Annotated in this window: 20 protein-coding genes, 2 tRNA genes and 3 rRNA genes; 14 read left to right on the top strand and 11 right to left on the bottom strand. The window is 57.9% G+C overall.

All coding sequences use genetic code 11. The features are described from left to right. Positions 1-33 precede the first annotated feature (33 nt). The 11 genes from nuoC to nuoN all read left to right on the top strand — a co-directional run bounded on the left by nuoC (position 34) and on the right by nuoN (position 13,812). Positions 34-1,815, top strand: coding sequence for an NADH-quinone oxidoreductase subunit C/D (gene nuoC, locus JOE34_RS15975; protein WP_002554013.1), 1,782 nt, complete (start codon positions 34-36; stop codon positions 1,813-1,815). A 2-nt stretch (positions 1,816-1,817) separates the two neighbouring features. Further along, positions 1,818-2,315, top strand: a complete 498-nt coding sequence (nuoE, locus tag JOE34_RS15970) for an NADH-quinone oxidoreductase subunit NuoE (RefSeq protein WP_002554014.1) — start codon at positions 1,818-1,820, stop codon at positions 2,313-2,315. Next, a complete protein-coding gene (gene nuoF / locus JOE34_RS15965; protein ID WP_096116526.1) occupies positions 2,312-3,670 on the top strand; it encodes an NADH-quinone oxidoreductase subunit NuoF in 1,359 nt (452 codons plus the stop codon). The genes nuoE and nuoF overlap by 4 nt, the downstream gene beginning before the upstream one ends. Before the next feature lie 136 nt (positions 3,671-3,806). After that, positions 3,807-6,524, top strand: a complete 2,718-nt coding sequence (nuoG, locus tag JOE34_RS15960) for an NADH-quinone oxidoreductase subunit NuoG (protein ID WP_096116527.1) — start codon at positions 3,807-3,809, stop codon at positions 6,522-6,524. Beyond that, entirely contained in the window at positions 6,521-7,528 is a 1,008-nt protein-coding gene (gene nuoH / locus JOE34_RS15955; RefSeq protein ID WP_003317976.1) for an NADH-quinone oxidoreductase subunit NuoH, read from the top strand. Before nuoG ends, nuoH begins: the two co-directional genes overlap by 4 nt. Before the next feature lie 11 nt (positions 7,529-7,539). After that, a complete protein-coding gene (nuoI, locus tag JOE34_RS15950; protein WP_002554018.1) occupies positions 7,540-8,088 on the top strand; it encodes an NADH-quinone oxidoreductase subunit NuoI in 549 nt (182 codons plus the stop codon). 10 nt (positions 8,089-8,098) lie between these two features. Beyond that, positions 8,099-8,608 (top strand): NADH-quinone oxidoreductase subunit J, encoded by a 510-nt coding sequence (gene nuoJ, locus JOE34_RS15945; RefSeq protein WP_003317979.1) that lies wholly within the window; start codon positions 8,099-8,101, stop codon positions 8,606-8,608. Then, positions 8,605-8,913: an NADH-quinone oxidoreductase subunit NuoK gene (gene nuoK, locus JOE34_RS15940; protein WP_003317980.1), complete on the top strand. Its 309-nt coding sequence runs from the start codon at positions 8,605-8,607 to the stop codon at positions 8,911-8,913. Before nuoJ ends, nuoK begins: the two co-directional genes overlap by 4 nt. Continuing rightward, positions 8,910-10,763 carry an NADH-quinone oxidoreductase subunit L gene (gene nuoL, locus JOE34_RS15935; protein WP_016568454.1) on the top strand — a complete coding sequence of 618 codons (1,854 nt, stop codon included), beginning with the start codon at positions 8,910-8,912 and terminating at the stop codon, positions 10,761-10,763. Before nuoK ends, nuoL begins: the two co-directional genes overlap by 4 nt. Positions 10,764-10,802: 39 nt before the next feature. Continuing rightward, complete coding sequence (gene nuoM / locus JOE34_RS15930; protein WP_002554022.1) at positions 10,803-12,335, top strand: NADH-quinone oxidoreductase subunit M; 1,533 nt, start codon at positions 10,803-10,805, stop codon at positions 12,333-12,335. A gap of 7 nt (positions 12,336-12,342) precedes the next feature. Continuing rightward, positions 12,343-13,812 (top strand): NADH-quinone oxidoreductase subunit NuoN, encoded by a 1,470-nt coding sequence (gene nuoN / locus JOE34_RS15925; protein ID WP_209996059.1) that lies wholly within the window; start codon positions 12,343-12,345, stop codon positions 13,810-13,812. A gap of 67 nt (positions 13,813-13,879) precedes the next feature. Here the strand turns inward: nuoN and JOE34_RS15920 are convergent, their stop codons facing one another. Then, the gene (locus JOE34_RS15920; RefSeq protein ID WP_010425560.1) at positions 13,880-14,836 is read right to left on the bottom strand and encodes an AraC family transcriptional regulator; all 957 of its coding nucleotides are present in this window, start codon (positions 14,834-14,836) and stop codon (positions 13,880-13,882) included. A 120-nt stretch (positions 14,837-14,956) separates the two neighbouring features. Here JOE34_RS15920 and JOE34_RS15915 point away from each other — a divergent pair, with 120 nt between their 5' ends. Next, positions 14,957-15,880: an alpha/beta hydrolase gene (locus JOE34_RS15915; RefSeq protein ID WP_003426093.1), complete on the top strand. Its 924-nt coding sequence runs from the start codon at positions 14,957-14,959 to the stop codon at positions 15,878-15,880. A 107-nt stretch (positions 15,881-15,987) separates the two neighbouring features. On the opposite strand, the gene JOE34_RS15910 is transcribed toward JOE34_RS15915, so the two are convergent. Beyond that, positions 15,988-17,052 carry an AI-2E family transporter gene (locus tag JOE34_RS15910; RefSeq protein ID WP_003395673.1) on the bottom strand — a complete coding sequence of 355 codons (1,065 nt, stop codon included), beginning with the start codon at positions 17,050-17,052 and terminating at the stop codon, positions 15,988-15,990. A 116-nt stretch (positions 17,053-17,168) separates the two neighbouring features. Here JOE34_RS15910 and JOE34_RS15905 point away from each other — a divergent pair, with 116 nt between their 5' ends. After that, the gene (locus JOE34_RS15905) at positions 17,169-17,321 is read left to right on the top strand and encodes a hypothetical protein (protein WP_154218241.1); all 153 of its coding nucleotides are present in this window, start codon (positions 17,169-17,171) and stop codon (positions 17,319-17,321) included. A 43-nt stretch (positions 17,322-17,364) separates the two neighbouring features. Here JOE34_RS15905 and JOE34_RS15900 read toward each other — a convergent pair whose 3' ends face one another. The 4 genes from JOE34_RS15900 to JOE34_RS15885 are packed head-to-tail and all read right to left on the bottom strand — an operon-like array spanning position 17,365 to position 19,965. Next, on the bottom strand, positions 17,365-18,684 hold the full coding sequence (locus JOE34_RS15900; protein ID WP_096116528.1) for a sensor histidine kinase: 1,320 nt from the start codon (positions 18,682-18,684) through the stop codon (positions 17,365-17,367). Then, positions 18,681-19,349 (bottom strand): response regulator transcription factor, encoded by a 669-nt coding sequence (locus JOE34_RS15895; protein WP_010425567.1) that lies wholly within the window; start codon positions 19,347-19,349, stop codon positions 18,681-18,683. The genes JOE34_RS15900 and JOE34_RS15895 overlap by 4 nt, the downstream gene beginning before the upstream one ends. Next, positions 19,349-19,657: a PepSY domain-containing protein gene (locus JOE34_RS15890; protein WP_003317989.1), complete on the bottom strand. Its 309-nt coding sequence runs from the start codon at positions 19,655-19,657 to the stop codon at positions 19,349-19,351. Before JOE34_RS15890 ends, JOE34_RS15895 begins: the two co-directional genes overlap by 1 nt. Beyond that, positions 19,657-19,965 (bottom strand): PepSY domain-containing protein, encoded by a 309-nt coding sequence (locus tag JOE34_RS15885; RefSeq protein WP_010425568.1) that lies wholly within the window; start codon positions 19,963-19,965, stop codon positions 19,657-19,659. The genes JOE34_RS15890 and JOE34_RS15885 overlap by 1 nt, the downstream gene beginning before the upstream one ends. A gap of 210 nt (positions 19,966-20,175) precedes the next feature. Between JOE34_RS15885 and queD the strand changes: the two genes are divergently transcribed. Beyond that, positions 20,176-20,532: a 6-carboxytetrahydropterin synthase QueD gene (queD, locus tag JOE34_RS15880; protein ID WP_003317991.1), complete on the top strand. Its 357-nt coding sequence runs from the start codon at positions 20,176-20,178 to the stop codon at positions 20,530-20,532. 182 nt (positions 20,533-20,714) lie between these two features. Here queD and rrf read toward each other — a convergent pair. From rrf to JOE34_RS15855, 5 genes are all read right to left on the bottom strand, one after another. Next, positions 20,715-20,830, bottom strand: a 5S ribosomal RNA gene (gene rrf, locus JOE34_RS15875). A 157-nt stretch (positions 20,831-20,987) separates the two neighbouring features. Beyond that, positions 20,988-23,881 (bottom strand): 23S ribosomal RNA (locus tag JOE34_RS15870). Positions 23,882-24,123: 242 nt separating this feature from the next. Further along, positions 24,124-24,199, bottom strand: a tRNA-Ala gene (locus JOE34_RS15865). Between the two features lie 30 nt (positions 24,200-24,229). Continuing rightward, positions 24,230-24,306 (bottom strand) — tRNA-Ile (locus tag JOE34_RS15860). 123 nt (positions 24,307-24,429) lie between these two features. Then, positions 24,430-25,968: ribosomal RNA gene (locus JOE34_RS15855) — 16S ribosomal RNA — on the bottom strand. The 16S, 23S and 5S rRNA genes sit together here with 2 tRNA genes alongside, the layout of an rRNA operon. Between the last annotated feature and the right edge of the window lie 612 nt (positions 25,969-26,580).

Genomic DNA, 26,580 nt, shown 5'->3' with positions numbered 1-26,580 from the left:
GATTCTGTACGTTGACCGAAGTGATTGAGACCTATGACTGCAGACAACGCTCTGTACATCCCGCCTTACAAGGCTGACGACCAAGATGTCGTCGTTGAACTGAATAACCGTTTTGGTGCCGAGGCTTTCACCGCCCAGCCGACTCGCACCGGCATGCCCGTGCTGTGGGTCGAGCGCGCCAGACTGTTTGAAATTCTGACGTTCCTGCGCAACGTGCCCAAGCCCTACTCCATGCTGTATGACCTGCATGGCGTGGACGAGCGACTGCGCACAAACCGTCGTGGTCTGCCCGGCGCAGACTTCACCGTGTTCTATCACCTGCTGTCGATCGAGCGAAACAGCGACGTGATGATCAAGGTAGCGCTTTCCGAAAGCGACTTGAGCGTACCGACGATTACCAGCATCTGGCCCAACGCCAACTGGTACGAGCGTGAAGTCTGGGACATGTTCGGCATCGACTTCCCAGGCCACCCGCACCTGAGCCGCATCATGATGCCGCCAACCTGGGAAGGCCACCCGCTGCGCAAGGACTTCCCTGCCCGTGCAACGGAATTTGATCCGTACAGCCTGACCCTCGCCAAACAGCAGCTGGAAGAAGAAGCCGCACGCTTCCGTCCGGAAGACTGGGGCATGAAACGCTCTGGCGCCAACGAGGACTACATGTTCCTCAACCTGGGGCCGAACCACCCTTCTGCTCACGGTGCGTTCCGTATCATTCTGCAACTGGACGGCGAAGAAATCGTCGACTGCGTTCCGGACATCGGCTACCACCATCGTGGTGCCGAGAAAATGGCCGAGCGCCAGTCCTGGCACAGCTTCATTCCCTACACCGACCGTATCGATTACCTGGGCGGGGTGATGAACAACCTGCCTTATGTGCTCTCGGTCGAAAAGCTGGCAGGCATCAAGGTGCCGGAGAAGGTCGACGTCATCCGCATCATGATGGCCGAGTTCTTCCGAATCACCAGTCATCTGCTGTTCCTGGGTACCTACATTCAGGACGTGGGCGCCATGACACCGGTGTTCTTCACGTTCACCGACCGCCAGAAAGCCTACACGGTGATCGAAGCGATTACCGGCTTCCGTCTGCACCCTGCCTGGTACCGCATCGGCGGGGTCGCTCACGACCTGCCGCGTGGCTGGGAAAAACTGGTCAAGGACTTCGTCGACTGGCTACCGAAGCGCCTCGACGAATACACCAAGGCTGCGCTGCAGAACAGCATCCTCAAGGGTCGTACCGTCGGCGTTGCCGCCTACAACACCAAGGAAGCCCTCGAATGGGGCGTCACCGGTGCAGGCCTGCGCTCCACCGGTTGCGACTTCGACCTGCGCAAGGCTCGCCCTTACTCGGGTTACGAGAACTTCGAATTCGAAGTGCCGCTGGCCGCCAATGGCGATGCCTATGACCGCTGCATGGTCCGCGTCGAAGAGATGCGCCAGAGCATCAAGATCATCGACCAGTGCATGCGCAACATGCCGGAAGGCCCGTACAAGGCGGATCACCCGCTGACCACGCCGCCGCCGAAAGAGCGCACCCTGCAGCACATCGAAACCCTGATCACGCACTTCCTGCAGGTTTCGTGGGGCCCGGTCATGCCGGCCAACGAATCCTTCCAGATGATCGAAGCGACCAAGGGTATCAACAGCTATTACCTGACGAGCGACGGCGGCACCATGAGCTACCGTACCCGGATCCGCACCCCGAGTTACCCGCACCTGCAGCAGATCCCTTCGGTGATCAAAGGCAGCATGGTCGCGGACTTGATCGCGTACCTGGGTAGTATCGATTTCGTTATGGCCGACGTGGACCGCTAAGCATGAATAGCCCGCTAATCCAGACAGACCGTTTCGCCCTGAGCGAAACCGAGCGCTCGGCCATCGAGCATGAGATGCATCACTACGAGGACCCGCGCGCGGCGTCCATCGAAGCCCTGAAAATTGTTCAGAAGGAACGCGGCTGGGTGCCCGACGGCGCCATTTACGCGATCGGCGACCTGCTGGGCATCCCTGCCAGCGACGTCGAAGGCGTTGCCACCTTCTACAGCCAGATCTTCCGCCAGCCGGTCGGGCGTCACATCATTCGCGTCTGCAACAGCATGGTGTGCTTCATCGGCGGCCACGAAAACGTGGTCGACGAGATCAAGAGCTCACTGGGCATCGGCCTGGGTCAGACCACCGCCGACGGTCGTTTCACACTGCTGCCGGTCTGCTGCCTCGGCAACTGTGACAAGGCGCCGGCCGTGATGGTCGACGACGACACTTTCGGCGATGTACAGCCTGCTGGCGTTGCCAAGATGCTGGAGGGTTACCTATGACCATCACTTCCTTCGGCCCTGCCAACCGCATTACGCGCACGGCAGAAACCCATCCGCTGACCTGGCGTCTGCGCGACGACGGCGAGCCGGTCTGGCTCGACGAGTACCAGACCAAGGACGGCTATGCCGCAGCGCGCAAGGCGCTGATGCAACAGGCGCCTGACGATATCGTCCAGTCGGTCAAGGATTCCGGCCTCAAGGGACGCGGCGGCGCAGGCTTCCCCACCGGTGTGAAGTGGGGCCTGATGCCCAAAGACGAGTCCATGAACATCCGCTACCTGCTGTGCAACGCGGACGAGATGGAGCCCAACACCTGGAAAGACCGCATGCTGATGGAGCAACTGCCCCATCTGCTGGTCGAGGGCATGCTGATCAGTGCCCGCGCGTTGAAAGCCTATCGCGGCTATATCTTCCTGCGCGGCGAATACGTCACTGCGGCCAAGCACCTCAATCGCGCAGTGGCGGAAGCCAAGGCTGCCGGTTTGCTGGGCAAGAACATTCTCGGCACCGGGTTCGACTTCGAGCTGTTCGTGCACACCGGTGCCGGTCGCTACATCTGCGGCGAAGAAACCGCACTGATCAACTCGCTGGAAGGCCGCCGCGCCAACCCGCGCTCCAAGCCGCCCTTCCCTGCTGCAGTGGGCGTTTGGGGCAAGCCGACCTGTGTGAACAACGTCGAAACCCTGTGCAACGTGCCTGCCATCGTCAATAACGGCAACGACTGGTACAAGTCGCTGGCTCGCGAAGGCAGTGAAGACCACGGCACCAAGCTGATGGGTTTCTCCGGCAAGGTCAAAAACCCCGGTTTGTGGGAGCTGCCTTTCGGCGTACAGGCTCGCGAACTGTTCGAAGACTACGCCGGCGGCATGCGCGATGGCTTCAAGCTCAAGTGCTGGCAGCCCGGAGGCGCCGGTACGGGTTTCCTGCTGCCGGAACACCTGGACGCCCAGATGTATGCAGGCGGTATCGCCAAGGTCGGCACCCGGATGGGTACTGGACTGGCGATGGCGGTCGACGACTCGGTCAACATGGTCTCGCTGCTGCGCAACATGGAAGAGTTTTTCGCTCAGGAGTCCTGCGGCTTCTGCACGCCATGCCGCGACGGTTTGCCATGGAGCGTGAAAATGCTTCGCGCCATCGAGAACGGTCAGGGTCAGCCGGGGGATATCGAAACCCTGCTGGGTCTGGTCAATTTCCTCGGCCCTGGCAAGACCTTCTGTGCCCATGCACCGGGCGCCGTTGAACCCTTGGGCAGTGCGATCAAGTATTTCCGTTCCGAGTTCGAAGCCGGTATCGCGCCAGCCAGCGCAACCACGCTCGTTCCGGGCAAAAGTCCGACAGTGGTCGGCGCATAACAAGACACAACGGTCGGCAGCTGTTCGAGCTGCCGTCCTCGTACCTGCTGACGCCCTCCGGGCTGAACGATACGGGTACTACCGAGATTCCATTAGCCACGCCCGCTGACAACGGGCCAACGAAGACCTTTGAACCATGGCTACTATTCACGTAGACGGCAAAGCGCTCGAAGTCGATGGTGCAGACAACCTGTTACAGGCATGTCTGTCGCTTGGCCTCGATATTCCTTATTTCTGCTGGCACCCCGCCCTTGGCAGCGTTGGCGCCTGTCGCCAGTGCGCGGTCAAGCAGTACACGGACGAGAACGACACCCGCGGTCGTATCGTCATGTCCTGCATGACGCCAGCCACCGACAACACCTGGATTTCCATCGAAGACGATGAGTCCAAGGCCTTCCGGGCCAGTGTCGTCGAATGGCTGATGACCAACCACCCGCATGACTGCCCGGTCTGCGAGGAAGGCGGTCACTGCCACCTGCAGGACATGACGGTGATGACCGGCCACAACGAGCGCCGTTATCGCTTCACCAAGCGTACCCATCAGAATCAGGAGCTGGGGCCGTTCATCGCGCACGAGATGAACCGCTGCATCGCCTGTTATCGCTGTGTGCGCTTTTATAAAGACTACGCAGGCGGCACCGACCTGGGCGTCTACGGCGCCCATGACAACGTGTACTTCGGTCGCGTTGAAGACGGCACGCTGGAAAGCGAGTTCTCCGGCAACCTCACCGAGGTCTGCCCGACCGGTGTGTTCACGGACAAGACCCACTCCGAGCGCTACAACCGCAAGTGGGACATGCAGTTCTCTCCAAGCATCTGCCACGGCTGTTCCAGCGGCTGCAACATCAGCCCGGGTGAACGCTACGGTGAATTGCGCCGCATCGAAAACCGTTACAACGGCTCGGTCAACCAGTACTTCCTCTGCGACCGCGGACGTTTTGGCTACGGCTATGTCAACCGCAAGGATCGCCCGCGTCAGCCATTGCTCGCCGACGGCCAGGTCAAACTGAGCCTGGACGAGGCACTGGACAAAGCGGCGGACCTGCTGCGCGGCCGTAACATCGTCGGTATCGGCTCTCCTCGCGCCAGCCTTGAAAGCAACTACGCGCTGCGTGAGCTGGTGGGTGCCGAGCATTTCTACAGCGGTATCGAAGCCGGTGAACTGGAGCGTATCAGGCTGATCCTCAAGGTCCTGAACGACAGCCCGCTGCCTATTCCGACCCTGCGCGACATCGAAGATCACGATGCCATCTTCGTCCTCGGCGAAGACCTGACCCAGACAGCGGCACGTATGGCCCTGGGCTTGCGCCAGGCCGTCAAAGGCAAGGCTGAAGACATGGCAGCGGCGATGAAAGTCCAGCCGTGGCTCGATGCAGCCGTGAAGAACATCGGTCAGCACGAGCTCAATCCGCTGTTCATCGCCAGCATCGCCGAGACCCGTCTCGACGACGTCGCAGAAGAATGCGTACATGCAGCGCCCGATGATCTGGCGCGTATCGGTTTTGCCGTAGCCCATGCCCTGGACGCCAGCGCACCTGCTGTCGAAGGTCTGGACAGCGAGGCGCTGGAACTGGCGCAACGCATTGCCGATGCACTGCTGGCTGCCAAACGACCGCTGATCATTTCCGGCAGTTCACTGGGTTCGACAGCGCTGATCGAAGCTGCTGCCAACATCGCCAAGGCCTTGAAACTGCGCGACAAGCAGGGTTCCATCAGCCTGATCGTGCCTGAAGCCAACAGCATGGGCCTGGCGATGTTCGGCGGCGAGTCCGTAGATGCCGCGCTGCAAGCCGTGATCTCCGGCAAGGCCGACGCTATCGTGGTGCTGGAAAACGATTTGTATCGTCGTGTGGACGCCAGGATCGTCGACGCCGCGCTGAGCGCAGCGAAAGTCGTGATCGTCGCTGACCATCAGAAAACCCCGACCAGCGACCGCGCCCACCTGATCCTGCCAGCTGCCAGCTTCGCTGAAGGCGACGGCACACTGGTCAGCCAGGAAGGCCGCGCCCAGCGCTTCTTCCAGGTCTTCGATCCGACCTATCTGGATGCCAGCATTCTGATCCACGAAGGCTGGCGCTGGTTGCATGCCCTGCGTGCCACCTTGCTGAACAAGCCGGTTGACTGGACGCAACTCGACCACGTCACCGAAGCCTGCGCCGGCAGCACGCCGCAACTGGCGGGTATCGTCAACGCCGCGCCGTCTGCGTCGTTCCGCATCAAGGGCCTGAAACTGGCTCGCGAACCGCTGCGTTATAGCGGTCGTACCGCGATGCGAGCCAACATCAGCGTGCATGAGCCGCGCACCTCGCAAGACATCGACACAGCGTTCTCGTTCTCCATGGAAGGCTACTCGGGCTCGGCCGAGCCTCGTCAGCAGGTGCCATTCGCCTGGTCGCCGGGCTGGAACTCGCCACAGGCCTGGAACAAGTTTCAGGATGAAGTCGGCGGTCACTTGCGTGCCGGCGACCCGGGCACTCGCCTGATCGAAAGCCAGGGCGATGGTCTGTCGTGGTTCTCCAGCGTGCCACGCGCGTTCTCTCCAGAGCGCGGCACCTGGCAGGTCGTACCGTTCTTCCACCTGTTCGGCAGCGACGAAACCTCGTCTCTGGCCGCGCCGGTTCAGGAACGCATCCCGCAGGCCTATGTCGCAGTGGCCAAGTCCGAAGCCGATCGTCTCGGCGTCAACGAAGGTGCCCTGCTCTCCTTGAGCATCGGCGGCGAAACGCTGACCTTGCCGTTGCGCATCAGCGAAGAACTGGGCGCGGGCCTTGTGGCATTGCCGGCAGGACTGCCTGGCATTCCGCCAGCACTCTTTGGCAAATCCGTTGACGGTCTGCAGGAGGCAGCGCAATGACCTGGTTTACCCCTGATGTGATCGACGCAATCATTGCAGTGGTCAAGGCCATCGTGGTGTTGCTGGGCGTCGTGGTTGGCGGTGCCTTGTTGAGCTTCGTCGAACGTCGTTTGCTGGGCTGGTGGCAGGACCGTTATGGTCCGAACCGCGTGGGTCCGTTCGGCATGTTCCAGATCGCAGCTGACATGCTGAAGATGTTCTTCAAGGAAGACTGGACCCCACCGTTCGCTGACAAGGTGATCTTCACCCTGGCGCCGGTGGTTGCCATGAGCGCCTTGCTGATCGCCTTCGCAGTCATCCCGATCACCCCGACCTGGGGCGTCGCGGACCTGAACATCGGTCTGTTGTTCTTCTTTGCCATGGCGGGTCTGTCGGTGTATGCGGTGCTCTTCGCCGGCTGGTCGAGCAACAACAAGTTCGCCCTGCTGGGCAGCCTGCGTGCTTCGGCACAAACCGTGTCCTACGAAGTGTTCATGGGCCTTGCGCTGATGGGCATCGTGGTTCAGGTCGGCTCATTCAACATGCGCGACATCGTTGAATATCAGGCGCAGAACCTGTGGTTCATCATTCCGCAGTTTTTTGGCTTCTGTACGTTCTTCATCGCAGGCGTGGCGGTGACTCACCGCCACCCGTTCGACCAACCGGAAGCCGAGCAGGAACTGGCTGACGGCTACCACATTGAATATGCCGGCATGAAATGGGGCATGTTCTTCGTGGGCGAATACATCGGGATCATTTTGATCTCGGCGCTGCTGGTGACGCTGTTCTTCGGCGGCTGGCACGGCCCGTTCGACATTCTGCCATCGCTGGCATTCTTCTGGTTCGCCTTGAAAACCGCGTTTTTCATCATGCTGTTCATTCTGCTGCGCGCCTCCATCCCGCGCCCGCGTTATGACCAGGTCATGGATTTCAGCTGGAAGTTCTGTCTGCCGCTGACCCTGATCAATTTGCTGGTGACTGCTGCGATTGTGTTGTTGAACACACCGGCAGGCTCGGTTCAGTGAGGATTTGACCCATGTTCAAATATATTGGTGACATCGTTAAGGGTACGGGTACCCAGTTGCGCAGCCTGGTCATGGTCTTTGGCCACGGCTTTCGCAAGCGCGACACCCTGCAATACCCCGAAGAGCAGGTTTATCTTCCGCCCCGCTACCGTGGCCGCATCGTTCTGACCCGCGACCCCGATGGTGAAGAGCGCTGCGTGGCGTGCAACCTGTGTGCGGTAGCCTGCCCGGTCGGCTGCATTTCGCTGCAGAAGGCCGAGACAGAGGACGGACGCTGGTATCCCGACTTCTTCCGCATCAACTTTTCGCGCTGCATCTTCTGCGGCCTGTGCGAAGAAGCCTGCCCGACGACCGCGATCCAGCTAACGCCGGACTTCGAGATGGCCGACTTCAAGCGTCAGGATCTGGTGTACGAGAAGGAAGACCTGCTGATCTCCGGACCCGGCAAGAACCCTGACTACAACTTCTATCGCGTTGCCGGTATGGCCATCGGCGGCAAGCCCAAGGGCTCCGCACAGAACGAAGCCGAGCCGATCAACGTCAAGAGCTTGCTGCCTTAAGGAAGTAAAGATGGAATTCGCTTTCTACTTCGCATCTGGTATCGCTGTTGTGTCCACCCTGCGGGTGATCACCAACACGAACCCGGTGCACGCCCTGCTCTACCTGATCATCTCGCTGATCGCCGTAGCGATGACTTTCTTCAGCCTCGGTGCGCCGTTCGCCGGTGTGCTGGAAGTCATCGCCTACGCGGGCGCGATCATGGTCCTGTTCGTGTTTGTGGTGATGATGCTCAACCTCGGCCCGGCCTCGGTTCAGCAGGAACGTGCCTGGCTCAAACCCGGCATCTGGATCGGTCCGGTCATTCTCGGCGCGCTGTTGCTGGCCGAGTTGCTGTACGTGCTGTTCGCCAACCCGACCGGCGCTGGTGTCGGTCACACCACGGTCGACGCCAAGGCAGTCGGCATCAGCCTGTTCGGGCCCTATCTGCTGGTGGTGGAACTCGCCTCGATGCTGTTGCTTGCAGCAGCCATCACGGCTTTCCATCTGGGCCGCAACGAGGCCAAGGAGCCAAGCCAATGAATGCTATCCCTCTTGAGCACGGTCTGGCGGTCGCCGGGGTCCTGTTCTGTCTGGGTCTGGTCGGCCTGATGGTGCGCCGTAACATTCTCTTCGTGTTGATGAGCCTGGAAATCATGATGAACGCCGCTGCACTGGCGTTCGTCGTGGCCGGCAGCCGTTGGGGGCAACCGGACGGGCAGGTGATGTTCATCCTGGTGATCAGCCTTGCGGCAGCCGAGGCCAGTATCGGCCTGGCGATCCTGATGCAACTGTATCGCCGCTTCCACACTCTCGATATCGATGCTGCCAGCGAGATGCGCGGATGAATCTTCTCTTTCTGACTTTCGTATTCCCCCTCATCGGCTTTCTGCTGCTGTCGTTCTCCCGTGGACGCCTCTCGGAAAACCTCGCTGCGCTGATCGGCGTCGGCTCCATCGGCCTGTCAGCCATCGTCACGGCCTGGGTCATCTGGCAGTTCAACGTGGCGCCACCCGAAGGCGGTCACTACACCCAGGTGCTGTGGCGCTGGATGGACGTCGATGGCTTCCAGCCCAACTTCGCGCTGTATCTGGACGGACTGTCCGTCACGATGCTGGGCGTCGTGGTTGGCGTCGGCTTCCTGATCCACCTGTTCGCGTCCTGGTACATGCGCGGTGAAGCGGGCTACTCGCGCTTCTTCTCCTACACCAACCTGTTCATTGCCAGCATGCTGTTCCTGATCCTGGGCGACAACCTGCTGTTCATCTACTTCGGTTGGGAAGGCGTAGGCCTGTGCAGCTACCTGTTGATCGGTTTCTATTACAGCAACCGCAACAACGGCAACGCAGCGCTCAAAGCGTTCATCGTCACCCGTATCGGTGACGTGTTCATGGCTATTGGCTTGTTCATCCTGTTCCAGCAACTGGGCACGCTCAATGTGCAAGAACTGCTGGTCAGGGCGCCGGAACACTTCAAGGTCGGCGATTTCTGGATCGTGCTGGCGACGTTGATGCTGCTGGGCGGTGCGGTCGGTAAATCTGCACAGCTGCCACTGCAAACGTGGCTGGCGGACGCGATGGCCGGTCCTACGCCAGTTTCGGCGCTGATCCACGCAGCGACCATGGTCACGGCGGGCGTTTACCTGATCGCGCGCACTCACGGCCTGTTCGCACTGGCACCTGACATTCTGCATCTGGTTGGCATTGTCGGCGGCGTCACGCTGGTTCTGGCGGGTTTCGCCGCACTGGTACAGACCGACATCAAGCGTATCCTCGCCTACTCGACCATGAGCCAGATCGGCTACATGTTCCTGGCACTGGGTGTCGGCGCCTGGGAAGGCGCGATCTTCCACCTGATGACCCACGCCTTCTTCAAGGCGCTGCTGTTCCTTGCTTCCGGTGCGGTGATCGTTGCCTGCCACCACGAGCAGAACATCTTCAAGATGGGCGGCCTGTGGAAGAAACTGCCATTGGCCTACGCCAGCTTCATCGTCGGTGGCGCTGCTCTTTCCGCCCTGCCGCTGCTGACGGCGGGCTTCTACTCCAAGGACGAAATTCTCTGGGAAGCATTTGCCAGCGGTAACAACGGTTTGCTGTATGCCGGTCTGGTGGGCGCGTTCATGACGTCGCTGTACACCTTCCGTCTGATCTTCATCGCGTTCCATGGTGAAGCCAAGACCGAAGCACACGCAGGTCACGGCATCGCTCACTGGCTGCCACTGTCGGTGCTGATCGTGCTGTCTACGTTCATCGGCGCGTTGATCACTCCGCCCCTGGCCGGTGTGCTGCCGCAGAGCGTCGGCCATGCCGGTGGCGAAGCCAAGCACAGTCTGGAGATCGCTTCCGGCGCCATCGCGCTGGCCGGTATCCTGCTGGCAGCGTTGCTGTTTCTCGGCAAGCGCCGCCTGGCGACGGCTATCGCCAACAGCGGTCCGGGCCGTTTCCTTTCGGCCTGGTGGTTCGCGGCCTGGGGCTTCGACTGGATCTACGACAAGCTGTTCGTCAAGCCGTATCTGGCAATCAGCCATGTACTGCGTAGCGATCCGTTCGACCGCACCATCGGCTTGATCCCACGTCTGGTCAAAGGCGGTCATGACACCATGAGCCGCACCGAGACCGGCCAGTTGCGTTGGTATGCTGCCTCGATCGCCGTGGGTGCCGTTCTGGTACTCGGTGCCGTCGTTCTGGTTGCGATCTGATATGAACCTTGCGAATTTGCGAAAGGAATTGAGCCCGTCATGATTCTGCCCTGGCTAATCCTGATCCCCTTCATCGGCGGCCTGCTGTGCTGGCTGGGTGAGCGCTTCGGCTCTACCCTGCCGCGCTGGATTGCGTTGCTGACAATGACCCTTGAACTGGTTCTCGGCCTCTGGCTGTGGGCTACCGGCAACTTCGGCTACGCGCCGGTGCCGGGTGCCGATCCGACCTGGACCCTGGAATTCCACCACCCGTGGATCACCCGCTTCGGCATCGACGTGCATCTGGCACTCGATGGCCTGTCGCTGCTGATGATCCTGCTGACCGGCCTGCTGGGCGTGCTGTCGGTGCTGTGCTCGTGGAAGGAAATCCAGCGCAAGGTCGGTTTCTTCCACCTTAACCTGATGTGGATCCTGGGCGGTGTCGTCGGCGTGTTCCTGGCCATCGACCTGTTCATGTTCTTCTTCTTCTGGGAAATGATGCTGGTGCCGATGTATTTCCTCATCGCGCTCTGGGGTCACAGTTCTTCGGACGGCAAGAAAACCCGTATCTATGCAGCCACCAAGTTCTTCATCTTCACTCAGGCCAGCGGCCTGATCATGCTGGTGGCGATCCTGGGCCTGGTGCTGGTGCACTTCAATCAGACCGGCGTGATCACCTTTGCCTACGCCGACCTGCTGAAGACCAAACTGGCACCGGGCACCGAGTACATCCTGATGCTGGGCTTCTTCATTGCCTTCGCCGTCAAGCTGCCGGTGGTGCCATTGCACTCCTGGCTGCCGGATGCGCATGCCCAGGCACCGACTGCAGGCTCCGTCGACCTGGCGGGTATCCTGCTGAAGACGGCGGCTTACGGCCTATTGCGCTTTGCCCTGCCGCTGTTCCCCAACGCATCGGCCGAGTTCGCACCGATTGCAATGACGCTGGGCCTGGTCGGTATCTTCTACGGCGCATTCCTGGCGTTTGCCCAGACTGACATCAAGCGCCTGATCGCGTTCTCCAGCGTTTCGCACATGGGCTTCGTACTGATCGGTATCTACTCGGGCAGCCAGCAAGCCCTGCAAGGCGTACTGATTCAGATGATCGCCCACGGTCTGTCGGCTGCAGCACTGTTCATACTCAGTGGTCAGTTGTACGAGCGTCTGCACACTCGCGACATGCGTGAGATGGGCGGTCTGTGGTCACGCATCGCCTACATCCCGGCCATCAGCCTGTTCTTTGCCGCCGCCTCTTTGGGTCTGCCGGGCACCGGCAACTTCGTCGGCGAATTCCTGATTCTGCTGGGCAGCTTCGCCAGCTCACCATGGATCACGGCGATCGCCACCTCCGGTCTGGTGTTTGGTTCTGTCTACTCGCTGATCATGATCCACCGCGCCTATTTCGGCCCGTCGAAGTCCGACGAGGTTCTGAAGGGCATGGACGGACGGGAAATGATCATGGTGCTGGGCCTTGCCGTGTTGCTGGTCGTGCTCGGGGTATTCCCGCAGCCGTTCCTCGACACATCGGCGGCGACCATGCACGGCGTGCAGCAATGGCTAGGCACTGCCTTCACTCAACTCGCTTCGGCCCGGTAAGAGCGCTATGGACCTGACGATTCAACACTTTATTGCGCTTGCGCCACTGCTGATCACCAGCCTCACCATTGTCGTGGTGATGCTGGCGATCGCATGGCGCCGCAATCACTCGCAAACGTTCCTGCTTTCGGTAGCAGGCCTCAACCTGGCTCTTCTGTCGATCTATCCAGCACTGAAAGTTGCCCCTCTGGTCGTGACGCCACTGCTGCATATCGACAACTTTGCCTGCCTGTACATGGCGATCATCCTCGCCTCTACCCTCGCTTGCGTGACCATGGCGCACGCCTATCTGGGTGACGGCAAGGTCGGGTATCCCGGCAATCGCGAAGAGCTTTACCTGCTGATCCTGCTGGCAGCTGCCGGTGGACTGGTGCTGGTCAGCGCTCAGCATCTGGCAGGCCTGTTCATCGGCCTGGAACTGCTGTCGGTGCCGGTCTATGGGCTGGTGGCTTATGCCTTCTTCAACAAGCGTTCGCTGGAAGGCGGCATCAAGTACATGGTCCTGTCGGCCGCAGGCTCGGCGTTCCTGCTGTTCGGTATGGCGCTGCTGTACGCAGAGGCAGGCTCGCTGAGCTTCGACGGTATCGGCAAGGCCATCGCGGCGACAGGCATGCCGAGTCCGATTGCCAGCCTGGGTCTGGGCATGATGGTCGTCGGTCTGGCCTTCAAGCTGTCACTGGTACCTTTCCACCTGTGGACCCCGGACGTTTACGAAGGCGCCCCTGCGCCGGTCGCAGCCTTCCTGGCGACCGCCAGCAAGGTGGCGGTGTTCGCGGTACTGGTGCGTCTGTTCCAGGTTTCACCGGCAGCCAGCAGCGGTGTCCTGCATGACGTACTGGCAGTCATCGCCGTCGCGTCGATCCTGGTCGGCAACCTGCTGGCGCTGACTCAGACCAACCTCAAGCGTCTGCTGGGCTACTCCTCCATCGCTCACTTCGGTTACCTGATGATTGCGCTGGTGGCCAGCAAAGGCATGGCGGTCGAGGCGGTCGGCGTCTATCTGGCGACTTACGTCCTGACCTCGCTGGGCAGCTTCGGTGTGATCACCATGATGTCTTCGCCTTACAGCGGACGTGATGCTGACGCAATGTTCGAATACCGTGGTCTGTTCTGGCGTCGCCCTTACCTGACGGCAGTCATGACCCTGATGATGCTGTCGCTGGCAGGTATCCCGCTCACCGCAGGTTTCATCGGCAAGTTCTATATCATCGCCACCGGTGTCGAATCGCAGCTGTGGTGGTTGGTCGGGGCTCTGGTAATCGGTAGCGCCATCGGCGTGTTCTATTACCTGCGTGTGATGGTGACCATGTATCTGGTCGACAACAAGCTTCCTCGCCACGACGCAGCCATCAACTGGGCACAGCGCACGGGCGGCGTGATGCTGCTGGCCGTTGCGATCCTGACCTTCGTGCTGGGTGTCTACCCGCAACCGCTGCTCGATCTGGTGCTCAATGCCGGTCTGCACGTAGCGGGCTGATCCTGCGCAAACGCAAAGCCCTGCTCTCGAGCAGGGCTTTTTTTTGTCTCCGAAACGGCTGGAACGGCTACACGGCAACGCCTTTCGCGGCCCGTACAGCGCCAGGGGATAGGCCCACGGTTCTTTTGAATGCACGGCTGAAGGCAGCCAATGAGCCGTAACCCAGTTGACTGGCAACAGCCTCCAGAGAACAGTGTTCACGGCTCAGGCTATGCAATGCCAAGCGCATTCTCAGCTCCGTCAGGTACTGCAATGGCGGCATACCCGTTGCCTCGAGAAAGCGCTGTGCGAACACAGAGCGGGAATGCCTGGCCTCACGGGCAAGCGTGGCCACCGTCCAGCGTCTGCCTGGACGCTGGTGCATCATGACGATGGCGCGACTCAGCCGAGGGTCTTGCAAAGCGCCGAGCCAGCCCGCGGCATTTCCACAGCCGCCCGCGACCCAGCCGCGCACCAGCAGCGCAGCAACCACTTCGGCAAGACGTGCCAGAATCCCCGCATGCCCGGCCTGCAGCATCAAGGTCTCACGCTCCATTGCCGCGAGCATGGGCCGCAGCTCGGGACATGTCTCCAACAGCGTGCTGACCTGCATGACATCCGGCATGGCGGCAACAAGCGGTTGCATGCCGCCCAGCTCCAACTCCATGCAACAGCTGAAAATGATCGCGTGATCAGAGACTCCGCCCTCCTCGTCGTATGCCCCATTGTGAACGCCATCGACAATGCCAGGAGACGGGTCAAACAGCGGTATATCGCTCGCAGCCGTGTCTTCAGCCGGCAAAATGGCATGGTGCCCACCGCGCGGAATCAGAACCGCGTCCCCGCTGTCGAGCCTGCATAGAACGTTCTCAGCGCTACGCAACCACACCGGCCCACGTCCGACGAAATGAAACTGTGCTCGCCCGATTGCGTTACTGAAGCCAATACCAAGGGGCTGTACGACTTCCAGCCTGCGGAATTGAACACCGAATAGACGCATACCGAGCAGCAGTTCGCTGATGGGGTCATTTGAGCAGGTTGGCATGGAGAACGGTGACCACAAATTCAGGACAATTAATCAATTTTTCCGGATCTTACGTCATAGACCGTCCTGCGTCATCGACCTACAGTGCGCCCATCACTTCTGCCGCAGGGAAATCGCCTCATGAATCACATTCGCTTCGTTCGCCTACTGCGTAATACCTGGCTTGTCGCGCTGTTAAGCGGACTATCGTCGATTGCCCTGGCAATAGAAAAAAGCTACACCGTCACAGCCCCTGACGGCGTCAAGCTCGCTGTGCAGGAATCAGGAGATCCGAGCGGCCCGGCTCTGATTTTCATCCACGGTCTGCTGGGCAGTCACCTCAATTGGGAGAAGCAGATCGGCAGCCCTCAACTGCAGCGCTACCGGATGATTACCTATGACCTGCGCGGTCACGGGCTTTCCGACAAGCCCGAGAATATCGAGGCGTACCGCAATGGACGTCATTATGCGGACGATCTGGCAGCGGTAGTTGAAGCCACTGCAAGCAAGCGTCCGGTGCTGGTTGGCTGGTCAATGGGGGGCGTGGTCATGTCCAACTACCTCGCCGCCTATGGCGATGCGGAGATCGGCGGGGTTGTGTATGTCGATGGTGTCATCGAGCTCAACGCTGCCTTGATTACAGCTCATCCTCAAGTGTATGCAGGCCTGAGCTCAGAGGACCTGAAGACCCACCTTGATGCAGTACGTACTTTTCTCGGACTGTGCTTCCAGACAAAGCCGGATGCACTGACCTTCGAGCGGCTGCTGTCGAGTGCCGCGATGGCATCGTGGGCGATGACCCGTGCTACGCCTGCAATGACTGTCGATGCGGCAGAAGGCTTGCCCAGAGCAAAGGTGCCAGTATTGATGCTGTATGGCGGCAAGGATGAGCTGGTCAATGTTCAGCCCAGCATCGCACGTGCCCGGCAACTCAATGCGCGGATTCAATCCAAGGTGTACGAAAATTCAGGCCACGCGCCATTTCTGGAAGAAGCATCACGCTTCAATACTGATCTGACAGCCTTCATGGACTCGGCTGCCATCGCGGCAAAAGGCTTAGAATGAGACCTGCTCCGAGCGTTATGTCCTAATCAAAAAAACCGCGCATGCTCCTGCCTGATAAATGGCAGGAGGCATGCGCGGGTCTGTGTCGGCTCCGCCTCCTTACAATATCAGCCTGGCAGTTTTACGGGCTTCTTGGCGCCGCTGAACAACCCCCAGCTGGACATGAACAGCGCCGCCACCAGAGGTCCGATCACAAAGCCGTTCAGACCAAAGACCGACATGCCGCCCAGCGTGGAAATAAGGATCAGGTAGTCCGGCATCTTGGTGTCCTTGCCCACCAGGATCGGGCGCAGTACGTTATCCACCAGACCGATCACGAAGACGCCAAACAAGCCCAGCACCACACCTTGCCAGATCATGCCGCTGAGCAGGAAGTAGACTGCCACCGGCGCCCAGACAATCCCGGCTCCCACCGCAGGCAACAGCGACAGGAACGCCATGATCACCGCCCAAAGCAGCGCACTCGGGATGTCCAGCACCCAGAAGATGAAGCCGCCCAGCGCACCTTGCGTCACCGCGACCACCACGTTGCCTTTGACCGTGGCACGTACCACACGGGTGAACTTGAGCTGCAGACGGCGCTTCTGCTGTTCGCCCAACGGGAAGGCGGTGCGGATCTTGCGTACCAGCTCCTGTCCGTCGCGCAGGAAAAAGTACAGCAGGTAAAGCATGATGAAGACGCTGACGACAAAGTCGAAGGTGCCCTGCCCGAAGCTGAATGCCTGGGTAGCCAGGTACTGACTGCCCTGCATCGCGCCCTTGGCGATCTTGTCGCGCAACCCTTCCAGGTCGCCCATGCCCAGACGATCGAGCAGCGCCTGCATGGAGTGCGGCAACAGGTCCTTGAACTCGGCCAGATAGCCGGCGATATCCAGTTGCCCGGTCTCGACGTTCTTGTACAGCGTGGTGCCCTCCTGAACCAGCAAGGCGCTGATCACGATCACCGGCAGAATGGCGATGACCAGACAGATCATCAGGGTGCACAGGGAGGTGAGATTGCGTGACCAGTTGAACTTGATCTGCAACTTGCGCTGCACAGGCGCGAAGATGATTCCGAGGATGACCGCCCAGAACACTGCGCCATAGAACGGCAGCAGAATCCATATGAAGGCAATGGTCACCAGTACCAGTAGCAGAATGAGGGTTTTGTATTGCAGCGTGGTTTCGTTCATGTCCTGTCCATGTCATTAGACCGCGCATCGCGCCCGGTCTAGAGCTTAGTCAGCACACAAGCGCACGAGTGCCATCTTCTATGAAGGCAATATGACGGCGACGAAAGTCACGGGTGATGGCAGGGATTCAAGCCACTGCCCGACAGACATCAGCGCCGGAACTGACCGAGCAGGCTGTCCAGGCGCGCGCCCGTTCAGCCAGGCTGCGTGAGGTCTTGGCGCTGTGCCGGGTTTCATCGGCGACGCCCTCGACTGCACTCAAGATCTGATGAACGCTGCGATTAATTTCTCTGAAAGGTGCCGGCTGACGTACTACGGGGCAGTCCGCTCTGGCAGGTCTATGCGTACCCGCAATCCCCCTGCCGGACTCTCCTGCAATTCCAGTTGACCACCCCACGCCTCGACGATGTCGCGCACGATACCCAGACCCAGCCCGTGGCCAGTAATCTGCTCGTCAAGACGAGCGCCCCGACTGAACACTTCTGCGCGTTGCGCCTCGGGAATACCAGGCCCATCGTCATCCACCAACAGACAGAAGCCCTGATGCTGACTGAGAATGTCCAGACGCACTTCGCTGTCGGCCCATTTGCAGGCGTTGTCCAGCAGGTTGCCGAGCAGTTCGAGAATGTCCTCTCGATCCCACGGCAGGTACATGCCCGCCTCGACATCGTTGATCAACTGGAGATGGACACCATGAATCATGCCCAGTGTGGAGAAAAGCCCGGGCAGTTCGGCGTCACAATCGAAGCGGGCTCCCGGTAGAGCGTCGCCGGAGAGGCGTGCGCGATTGAGCTCGCGTTCCAGACGCAGACGGATATTTTCCAGCTGCTCCTGCAGCGTCCTGCGCAAGGCCGGGTTGGCGTCCAACTGGCCGCTGAGGGCCAGGCTGAGCAAGACCGCGAGCGGTGTCTTCAAGGCATGTCCAAGATTACCCAGTGCATTGCGTGAGCGTTTCAGGCTGTCTTCGGTATGCGCGAGCAAGTGGTTGATCTGAGCCACCAGCGGCTCGAGTTCGAGGGGAACCTGATTATCCAGTTGTGAGCGCTGGCCCTGCTGGAGCTGAAAAATCTGCTCGCGAACGGTTTCAAGCGGACGAAGCGCTCTTCGCACGGTGATGCGTTGTAACACCAGCACCAGGATCAGCGCGGCAAGCCCAAGTCCCAGTCCGATCTGCTGCATGAGACGAAAACTCGCCCTGACCGGCGTGTAATCCTGTGCGACGGTGATTGAAATCTGCTTGCCGAACTTGCGGTATTCGCTGGTCAGCATCAACAGCGATTGCCCGGTCTTGCCGAGCTCAAGATTGGCATGCAAACCCACCCCAGGCTGGGGCAGCTCGAAATCCCACAGGGAGCGGGAGCGCCAGTGCCCCTGTGGCAGATCCATGCGGAAGTAATGGCCGGACAACGGACGCTGGTAGGCACCCGAGAGGCGATGGTCATCCAGCTGCAGCCCGGCAGGACCTCGCACCAGTGCTACCAGCAGGTTTTCACTTTCGTTGCGCAGGCCTGACTCCAGATAGCGCTGCAGGCCCACTTCGAATAGCCAGAGACTGGTCTGCGCCATCACCAGACCGACAACCACCATAACGGCGATCAAACCCAGACTCAGACGCCGCTGTATGGATTTCAACCGCCTGCTCCACCGTAAAGATAGCCCTGACCGCGGCGTGTCTCGACGACTGCGCGGCCCAACTTGCGCCTCAGGTGATTGACATGGACTTCGATGACGTTGGAATCACGCTCGTTTTCACCATCGTACAAGTGCTCTGAAAGATGGCTTTTAGAGAGAATCTGTCCCGGGTGGAGCATGAAATAACGCAGCAGACGAAACTCAGCCGAGGTGAGCTGGATATCCACGCCATCCCGGCTGACGCATTGACGACCTTCATCCAGATTAAGGCCGGCCGATTCCAGCGTGGGCTGGTTGGCCAACCCGTGCGAACGTCGCAGCAATGCCTGAATACGCAGCTGCAGCTCTTCAGGATGAAAAGGCTTGGTCAGGTAATCATCGGCGCCTGCCTTCAAGCCTTCTATACGCTCTGACCAGGAGCCCCGCGCGGTCAGAATCAACACGGGGGTCGCCAGACCTTTGCTGCGCCAATGCTGGAGAACCTCAAGCCCTGGCATGCCAGGCAGACCCAGATCCAGAACAATCAAGTCATACGGTTCACTTGCGCCTTGATGAACCGCATCACGCCCGTCAGCCAGCCAGTCGACCGCGTAGCCTTGACGCCCCAGCGCAGCGAGCAGCTCATCGGCAAGGGGAACATGGTCTTCAACCAGTAGCAGGCGCATCAATCATCGTCCTCGTCTTTCAGTAATCGGCTATCACGTGCATCGAACTTGAGCTCGCGGACGACGCCCTCAGGGGTCAGCAACTCAAATTCATACACGTACACATTATTCTTTTCCTCGAGCTCGGCCTCCAGCAGACGAGAGCCCGGATGAAGGCCCATCGCGCGTTCGATGAACTGTTCGAGAGGCAGGATGACCCCGCGCTGCCGCAAACTGAGCGCTTCATCCTGATTCAGATCTCTGGCATACACAAAAGAGCAGGTCAGGCTCAAACCAAGGATGACACAGAGACGCTTGTCGACATTCATTAGTTATCCTGATGATTCCTGTAGACCTGGCCCGTGGCGGCGTCCATTTCGAGAACCCACTCAACACCCTGTTTGTCACGCAGCTCGACATTGTAAACGTACCTGCCGTAGATGTTCTTGAACTGCGTGCCGGTGATACTGGCATCGGGGTGTTTGCTCAGCGCTTTGGCATCGAGCTTTTCAGTCGAATGAAGCGTACCGGCCTCACTGAGGCGCAGCACTTCCTGTGGGTCGACCCCACGCGCCTGAATGAAGCAGGACGTCAAAACAAATGTAAGGGCCGCCAGCAGGGTGGTCAGCGTTTTCATAGGGGGTATCCATAGCGATCGGTGCTTCTATGGCGTCCACCTTAACCGGTACAACTTAACTCAAACTGAATAGATCTGGCCGAGTGCCATCAAGCGTTCTAGCGGGGTTATCGCGGCCAACCCTTGCATGGAGTTTCAGGCCATTGCTGTTAAACTCGTCGATTGCATTTATCGCGTGAGCGATCGCCATTTTTCCGGGGCCAATACACAGTGGAAATCTTCAAAGAGTTTACCTTCGAGTCAGCACACCGCCTCCCCCACGTTCCAGAGGGGCACAAGTGTGGACGCCTGCACGGCCATTCGTTTCGTGTCGGCATTCATCTGGCCGGAAAGGTTGATCCCCATACCGGCTGGATCCGGGACTTCTCGGAAATCAAGGCGATCTTCAAGCCGCTGTATGAACGCCTCGATCATAACTACCTGAATGACATCCCGGGCCTGGAGAATCCAACCAGCGAAAACCTGGCGAAATGGATCTGGAATGAATTGAAGCCTTTGCTCCCGGAGCTGTCGGCAGTCCGCATTCACGAGACCTGCACCAGCGGATGTGAATACCGCGGCGACTGATTGCCCTGACAATAAAAAACCACCTTATCGGTGGTTTTTTTGTGCCTGTCGATCGGCGGCAGATATAGCCACGCAGAGCCACGCTGGTTTCATGATGCATAGAAACGAAAACGTGTTTTTTTGCAGGCACCAGACAAACAAAAACCCTCAACGCGTAAGCGATGAGGGTTTCTGGAATTTAATCTTGACGATGACCTACTCTCACATGGGGAAACCCCACACTACCATCGGCGATACATCGTTTCACTACTGAGTTCGGGATGGGATCAGGTGGTTCCAATGCTCTATGGTCGTCAAGAAATTCGGGTACCGAATCGTGCCTGCGGCGCGCTTCAGCAAATCGGGTATGTGATAGCAAGCTGTTTCAGGTGTCGTTCGTGACGCAAACTTTCGGTTCGTGTCATCTTCACAGTCACCGCAATCTGCTCATTCGACGCAGATTGCTTGGGTGTTATATGGTCAAGCCTCACGGGCAATTAGTATTGGTTAGCTCAACGCCTCACAGCGCTTACACACCCAACCTATCAACGTCGTAGTCTTCGACGGCCCTTTAGGGAACTCAAGGTTCCAGTGAGATCTCATCTTGAGGCAAGTTTCCCGCTTAGATGCTTTCAGCGGTTATCTTTTCCGAACATAGCTACCCGGCAATGCCACTGGCGTGACAACCGGAACACCAGAGGTTCGTCCACTCCGGTCCTCTCGTACTAGGAGCAGCCCCTCTCAAATCTCAAACGTCCACGGCAGATAGGGACCGAACTGTCTCACGACGTTCTAAACCCAGCTCGCGTACCACTTTAAATGGCGAACAGCCATACCCTTGGGACCGGCTTCAGCCCCAGGATGTGATGAGCCGACATCGAGGTGCCAAACACCGCCGTCGATATGAACTCTTGGGCGGTATCAGCCTGTTATCCCCGGAGTACCTTTTATCCGTTGAGCGATGGCCCTTCCATACAGAACCACCGGATCACTAAGACCTACTTTCGTACCTGCTCGACGTGTCTGTCTCGCAGTCAAGCGCGCTTTTGCCTTTATACTCTACGACCGATTTCCGACCGGTCTGAGCGCACCTTCGTACTCCTCCGTTACTCTTTAGGAGGAGACCGCCCCAGTCAAACTACCCACCATACACTGTCCTCGATCCGGATAACGGACCTGAGTTAGAACCTCAAAGTTGCCAGGGTGGTATTTCAAGGTTGGCTCCACGCAGACTGGCGTCCACGCTTCAAAGCCTCCCACCTATCCTACACAAGCAAATTCAAAGTCCAGTGCAAAGCTATAGTAAAGGTTCACGGGGTCTTTCCGTCTAGCCGCGGATACACTGCATCTTCACAGCGATTTCAATTTCACTGAGTCTCGGGTGGAGACAGCGCCGCCATCGTTACGCCATTCGTGCAGGTCGGAACTTACCCGACAAGGAATTTCGCTACCTTAGGACCGTTATAGTTACGGCCGCCGTTTACCGGGGCTTCGATCAAGAGCTTCGCTTGCGCTAACCCCATCAATTAACCTTCCGGCACCGGGCAGGCGTCACACCCTATACGTCCACTTTCGTGTTTGCAGAGTGCTGTGTTTTTAATAAACAGTCGCAGCGGCCTGGTATCTTCGACCGGCAGGGGCTTACGCAGTAAATGCTTCACCTCCACCGGCGCACCTTCTCCCGAAGTTACGGTGCCATTTTGCCTAGTTCCTTCACCCGAGTTCTCTCAAGCGCCTTGGTATTCTCTACCCAACCACCTGTGTCGGTTTGGGGTACGGTTCCTGGTTACCTGAAGCTTAGAAGCTTTTCTTGGAAGCATGGCATCAACCACTTCGTGTTCTAAAAGAACACTCGTCATCAGCTCTCGGCCTTAAGATCCCGGATTTACCTAAGATCTCAGCCTACCACCTTAAACCTGGACTACCAACGCCAGGCTGGCCTAGCCTTCTCCGTCCCTCCATCGCAATAACCAGAAGTACAGGAATATTAACCTGTTTTCCATCGACTACGCTTTTCAGCCTCGCCTTAGGGACCGACTAACCCTGCGTCGATTAACGTTGCGCAGGAAACCTTGGTCTTTCGGCGTGGGTGTTTTTCACACCCATTGTCGTTACTCATGTCAGCATTCGCACTTCTGATACCTCCAGCAAGCTTCTCAACTCACCTTCACAGGCTTACAGAACGCTCCTCTACCGCATCATCAAAAGATGATACCCGTAGCTTCGGTGCATGGTTTGAGCCCCGTTACATCTTCCGCGCAGGCCGACTCGACTAGTGAGCTATTACGCTTTCTTTAAAGGGTGGCTGCTTCTAAGCCAACCTCCTAGCTGTCTAAGCCTTCCCACATCGTTTCCCACTTAACCATGACTTTGGGACCTTAGCTGACGGTCTGGGTTGTTTCCCTTTTCACGACGGACGTTAGCACCCGCCGTGTGTCTCCCATGCTCGGCACTTGTAGGTATTCGGAGTTTGCATCGGTTTGGTAAGTCGGGATGACCCCCTAGCCGAAACAGTGCTCTACCCCCTACAGTGATACATGAGGCGCTACCTAAATAGCTTTCGAGGAGAACCAGCTATCTCCGAGCTTGATTAGCCTTTCACTCCGATCCACAGGTCATCCGCTAACTTTTCAACGGTAGTCGGTTCGGTCCTCCAGTTAGTGTTACCCAACCTTCAACCTGCCCATGGATAGATCGCCCGGTTTCGGGTCTATTCCCAGCGACTAGACGCCCTATTAAGACTCGCTTTCGCTACGCCTCCCCTATTCGGTTAAGCTCGCCACTGAAAATAAGTCGCTGACCCATTATACAAAAGGTACGCAGTCACCCAACAAAGTGGGCTCCCACTGCTTGTACGCATACGGTTTCAGGATCTATTTCACTCCGCTCTCCGCGGTTCTTTTCGCCTTTCCCTCACGGTACTGGTTCACTATCGGTCAGTCAGTAGTATTTAGCCTTGGAGGATGGTCCCCCCATATTCAGACAAGGTTTCTCGTGCCCCGTCCTACTCGATTTCATTGCAAAGGGATTTTCGCGTACAGGGCTATCACCCACTATGGCCGTCCTTTCCAGAACGTTCCGCTAATCTCAATACAACTTAAGGGCTGGTCCCCGTTCGCTCGCCACTACTAAGGGAATCTCGGTTGATTTCTTTTCCTCAGGGTACTTAGATGTTTCAGTTCCCCTGGTTCGCCTCTTGCACCTATGTATTCAGTACAAGATAACCATCTTATGATGGCTGGGTTCCCCCATTCAGACATCTCCGGATCACAGTCTGTTTGCCGACTCCCCGAAGCTTTTCGCAGGCTACCACGTCTTTCATCGCCTCTGACTGCCAAGGCATCCACCGTATGCGCTTCTTCACTTGACCATATAACCCCAAGCAATCTGGTTATACTGTGAAGACGACATTCGCCGAAAGTTTGCATTTCACAAACTTTACCTTAGCCCGGACACACACCAGTGAAAGAGGTGCCCGGTCTATATTTCTTTCTATCACATACCCAAATTTTTAAAGAACGATCTAATCAAAGACTAGAAATCAACATTCAGGCACCCCTTGTCTTACGGGGTGGAATGCTCATTTCTAAGCTTTCAAACAGAAGCAGTAAGTGGTGGAGCCAAGCGGGATCGAACCGCTGACCTCCTGCGTGCAAGGCAGGCGCTCTCCCAGCTGAGCTATGGCCCCGTATTTCTACAGGCGTTTCCCACACAAAATTGGTGGGTCTGGGCAGATTCGAACTGCCGACCTCACCCTTATCAGGGGTGCGCTCTAACCAACTGAGCTACAGACCCAATTTCGAGCTTGTAGCCGCTAGCGTTGAGCTATCAGCTTGGAGCTTAAAGCTGCTTCTAATCGTCTTCTTCAATGAATCAAGCAATTCGTGTGGGTGCTTATGGTGCAGCTGAGTCGTCGATTAAGGAGGTGATCCAGCCGCAGGTTCCCCTACGGCTACCTTGTTACGACTTCACCCCAGTCATGAATCACACCGTGGTAACCGTCCCCCCGAAGGTTAGACTAGCTACTTCTGGTGCAACCCACTCCCATGGTGTGACGGGCGGTGTGTACAAGGCCCGGGAACGTATTCACCGCGACATTCTGATTCGCGATTACTAGCGATTCCGACTTCACGCAGTCGAGTTGCAGACTGCGATCCGGACTACGATCGGTTTTGTGAGATTAGCTCCACCTCGCGGCTTGGCAACCCTCTGTACCGACCATTGTAGCACGTGTGTAGCCCAGGCCGTAAGGGCCATGATGACTTGACGTCATCCCCACCTTCCTCCGGTTTGTCACCGGCAGTCTCCTTAGAGTGCCCACCTTAACGTGCTGGTAACTAAGGACAAGGGTTGCGCTCGTTACGGGACTTAACCCAACATCTCACGACACGAGCTGACGACAGCCATGCAGCACCTGTCTCAATGTTCCCGAAGGCACCAATCCATCTCTGGAAAGTTCATTGGATGTCAAGGCCTGGTAAGGTTCTTCGCGTTGCTTCGAATTAAACCACATGCTCCACCGCTTGTGCGGGCCCCCGTCAATTCATTTGAGTTTTAACCTTGCGGCCGTACTCCCCAGGCGGTCAACTTAATGCGTTAGCTGCGCCACTAAGAGCTCAAGGCTCCCAACGGCTAGTTGACATCGTTTACGGCGTGGACTACCAGGGTATCTAATCCTGTTTGCTCCCCACGCTTTCGCACCTCAGTGTCAGTATCAGTCCAGGTGGTCGCCTTCGCCACTGGTGTTCCTTCCTATATCTACGCATTTCACCGCTACACAGGAAATTCCACCACCCTCTACCATACTCTAGCTTGCCAGTTTTGGATGCAGTTCCCAGGTTGAGCCCGGGGATTTCACATTCAACTTAACAAACCACCTACGCGCGCTTTACGCCCAGTAATTCCGATTAACGCTTGCACCCTCTGTATTACCGCGGCTGCTGGCACAGAGTTAGCCGGTGCTTATTCTGTCGGTAACGTCAAAACAGATACGTATTAGGTAACTGCCCTTCCTCCCAACTTAAAGTGCTTTACAATCCGAAGACCTTCTTCACACACGCGGCATGGCTGGATCAGGCTTTCGCCCATTGTCCAATATTCCCCACTGCTGCCTCCCGTAGGAGTCTGGACCGTGTCTCAGTTCCAGTGTGACTGATCATCCTCTCAGACCAGTTACGGATCGTCGCCTTGGTGAGCCATTACCTCACCAACTAGCTAATCCGACCTAGGCTCATCTGATAGCGCAAGGCCCGAAGGTCCCCTGCTTTCTCCCGTAGGACGTATGCGGTATTAGCGTCCGTTTCCGAGCGTTATCCCCCACTACCAGGCAGATTCCTAGGCATTACTCACCCGTCCGCCGCTCGCCACCAGGTACAAGTACCCGTGCTGCCGCTCGACTTGCATGTGTTAGGCCTGCCGCCAGCGTTCAATCTGAGCCATGATCAAACTCTTCAGTTCAAACATCTAACTGGGTTTTGAGAAAACCCTAAACTTGGCTCAGCAATCGTTGGTTACATCTTTGATTTCTCGCGGAGTAACTTGGGTTGCTGATAATCTGTTGACTTCAGTCTGACACCACAAGCACCCACACGAATTGCTTGATTCAGTTGTTAAAGAGCGGTTGGTTAAGACTTTTCGTCTCAACCGAGGCGCGCATTCTACAGCGTCCTCTGTATCTGTCAAGCGGTTATTTTAATAAGTTTTCAAAGTTTCCTTTGCAACTTCAACCACTTGCGCTGCGATCAACTCTTGAGTTGCTCATCAGCGGGAGGCGAATTCTACAGCGTTACAACCGCGTGTCAAACTCTTTTTTCTCACCGCCGTCGATCAACCCAGACCCGACCTCCTTCCTCGCTGACTCTTCACTCCAAAATCTTGCAAACTATTGATCTACAAGGCTTTTTCGTTTCCGTCTGCGCCGGAAGTGGGGCGAATTATAGACACCTGACAGAGGGCGTCGACCGTTAATTTCAAAATCGCCGAAATTGACCGTTTCGTGATTACTTATATAGAAGAGCACACGCGCCTTGCGCAATATATTGCCCATTCATTGATTATTCCGCATCATGC

This window comes from Pseudomonas sp. PvP028, assembly GCF_017832255.1.
GTDB lineage: Bacteria > Pseudomonadota > Gammaproteobacteria > Pseudomonadales > Pseudomonadaceae > Aquipseudomonas > Aquipseudomonas syringae.
The sequence above is the reverse complement of the archived record's forward strand: the minus strand, read 5'-3'. Positions and strand labels throughout refer to the sequence as shown.

What these genes read in the sequence shown, in the direction of transcription:
- nuoC (WP_002554013.1), top strand. Translation starts at nt 34, where the DNA reads ATGACTGCAGACAACGCTCTGTACATCCCGCCTTACAAGGCTGACGAC.
- JOE34_RS15920 (WP_010425560.1), bottom strand. Translation starts at nt 14,836, where the DNA reads ATGCCAACCTGCTCAAATGACCCCATCAGCGAACTGCTGCTCGGTATG.
- nuoI (WP_002554018.1), top strand. Translation starts at nt 7,540, where the DNA reads ATGTTCAAATATATTGGTGACATCGTTAAGGGTACGGGTACCCAGTTG.
- JOE34_RS15895 (WP_010425567.1), bottom strand. Translation starts at nt 19,349, where the DNA reads ATGCGCCTGCTACTGGTTGAAGACCATGTTCCCCTTGCCGATGAGCTG.
- JOE34_RS15885 (WP_010425568.1), bottom strand. Translation starts at nt 19,965, where the DNA reads ATGAAAACGCTGACCACCCTGCTGGCGGCCCTTACATTTGTTTTGACG.
- nuoM (WP_002554022.1), top strand. Translation starts at nt 10,803, where the DNA reads ATGATTCTGCCCTGGCTAATCCTGATCCCCTTCATCGGCGGCCTGCTG.
- nuoJ (WP_003317979.1), top strand. Translation starts at nt 8,099, where the DNA reads ATGGAATTCGCTTTCTACTTCGCATCTGGTATCGCTGTTGTGTCCACC.
- JOE34_RS15910 (WP_003395673.1), bottom strand. Translation starts at nt 17,052, where the DNA reads ATGAACGAAACCACGCTGCAATACAAAACCCTCATTCTGCTACTGGTA.
- nuoL (WP_016568454.1), top strand. Translation starts at nt 8,910, where the DNA reads ATGAATCTTCTCTTTCTGACTTTCGTATTCCCCCTCATCGGCTTTCTG.
- nuoF (WP_096116526.1), top strand. Translation starts at nt 2,312, where the DNA reads ATGACCATCACTTCCTTCGGCCCTGCCAACCGCATTACGCGCACGGCA.
- JOE34_RS15890 (WP_003317989.1), bottom strand. Translation starts at nt 19,657, where the DNA reads ATGAATGTCGACAAGCGTCTCTGTGTCATCCTTGGTTTGAGCCTGACC.
- nuoN (WP_209996059.1), top strand. Translation starts at nt 12,343, where the DNA reads ATGGACCTGACGATTCAACACTTTATTGCGCTTGCGCCACTGCTGATC.
- nuoE (WP_002554014.1), top strand. Translation starts at nt 1,818, where the DNA reads ATGAATAGCCCGCTAATCCAGACAGACCGTTTCGCCCTGAGCGAAACC.
- JOE34_RS15915 (WP_003426093.1), top strand. Translation starts at nt 14,957, where the DNA reads ATGAATCACATTCGCTTCGTTCGCCTACTGCGTAATACCTGGCTTGTC.
- nuoH (WP_003317976.1), top strand. Translation starts at nt 6,521, where the DNA reads ATGACCTGGTTTACCCCTGATGTGATCGACGCAATCATTGCAGTGGTC.
- nuoG (WP_096116527.1), top strand. Translation starts at nt 3,807, where the DNA reads ATGGCTACTATTCACGTAGACGGCAAAGCGCTCGAAGTCGATGGTGCA.
- nuoK (WP_003317980.1), top strand. Translation starts at nt 8,605, where the DNA reads ATGAATGCTATCCCTCTTGAGCACGGTCTGGCGGTCGCCGGGGTCCTG.
- JOE34_RS15905 (WP_154218241.1), top strand. Translation starts at nt 17,169, where the DNA reads ATGGCAGGGATTCAAGCCACTGCCCGACAGACATCAGCGCCGGAACTG.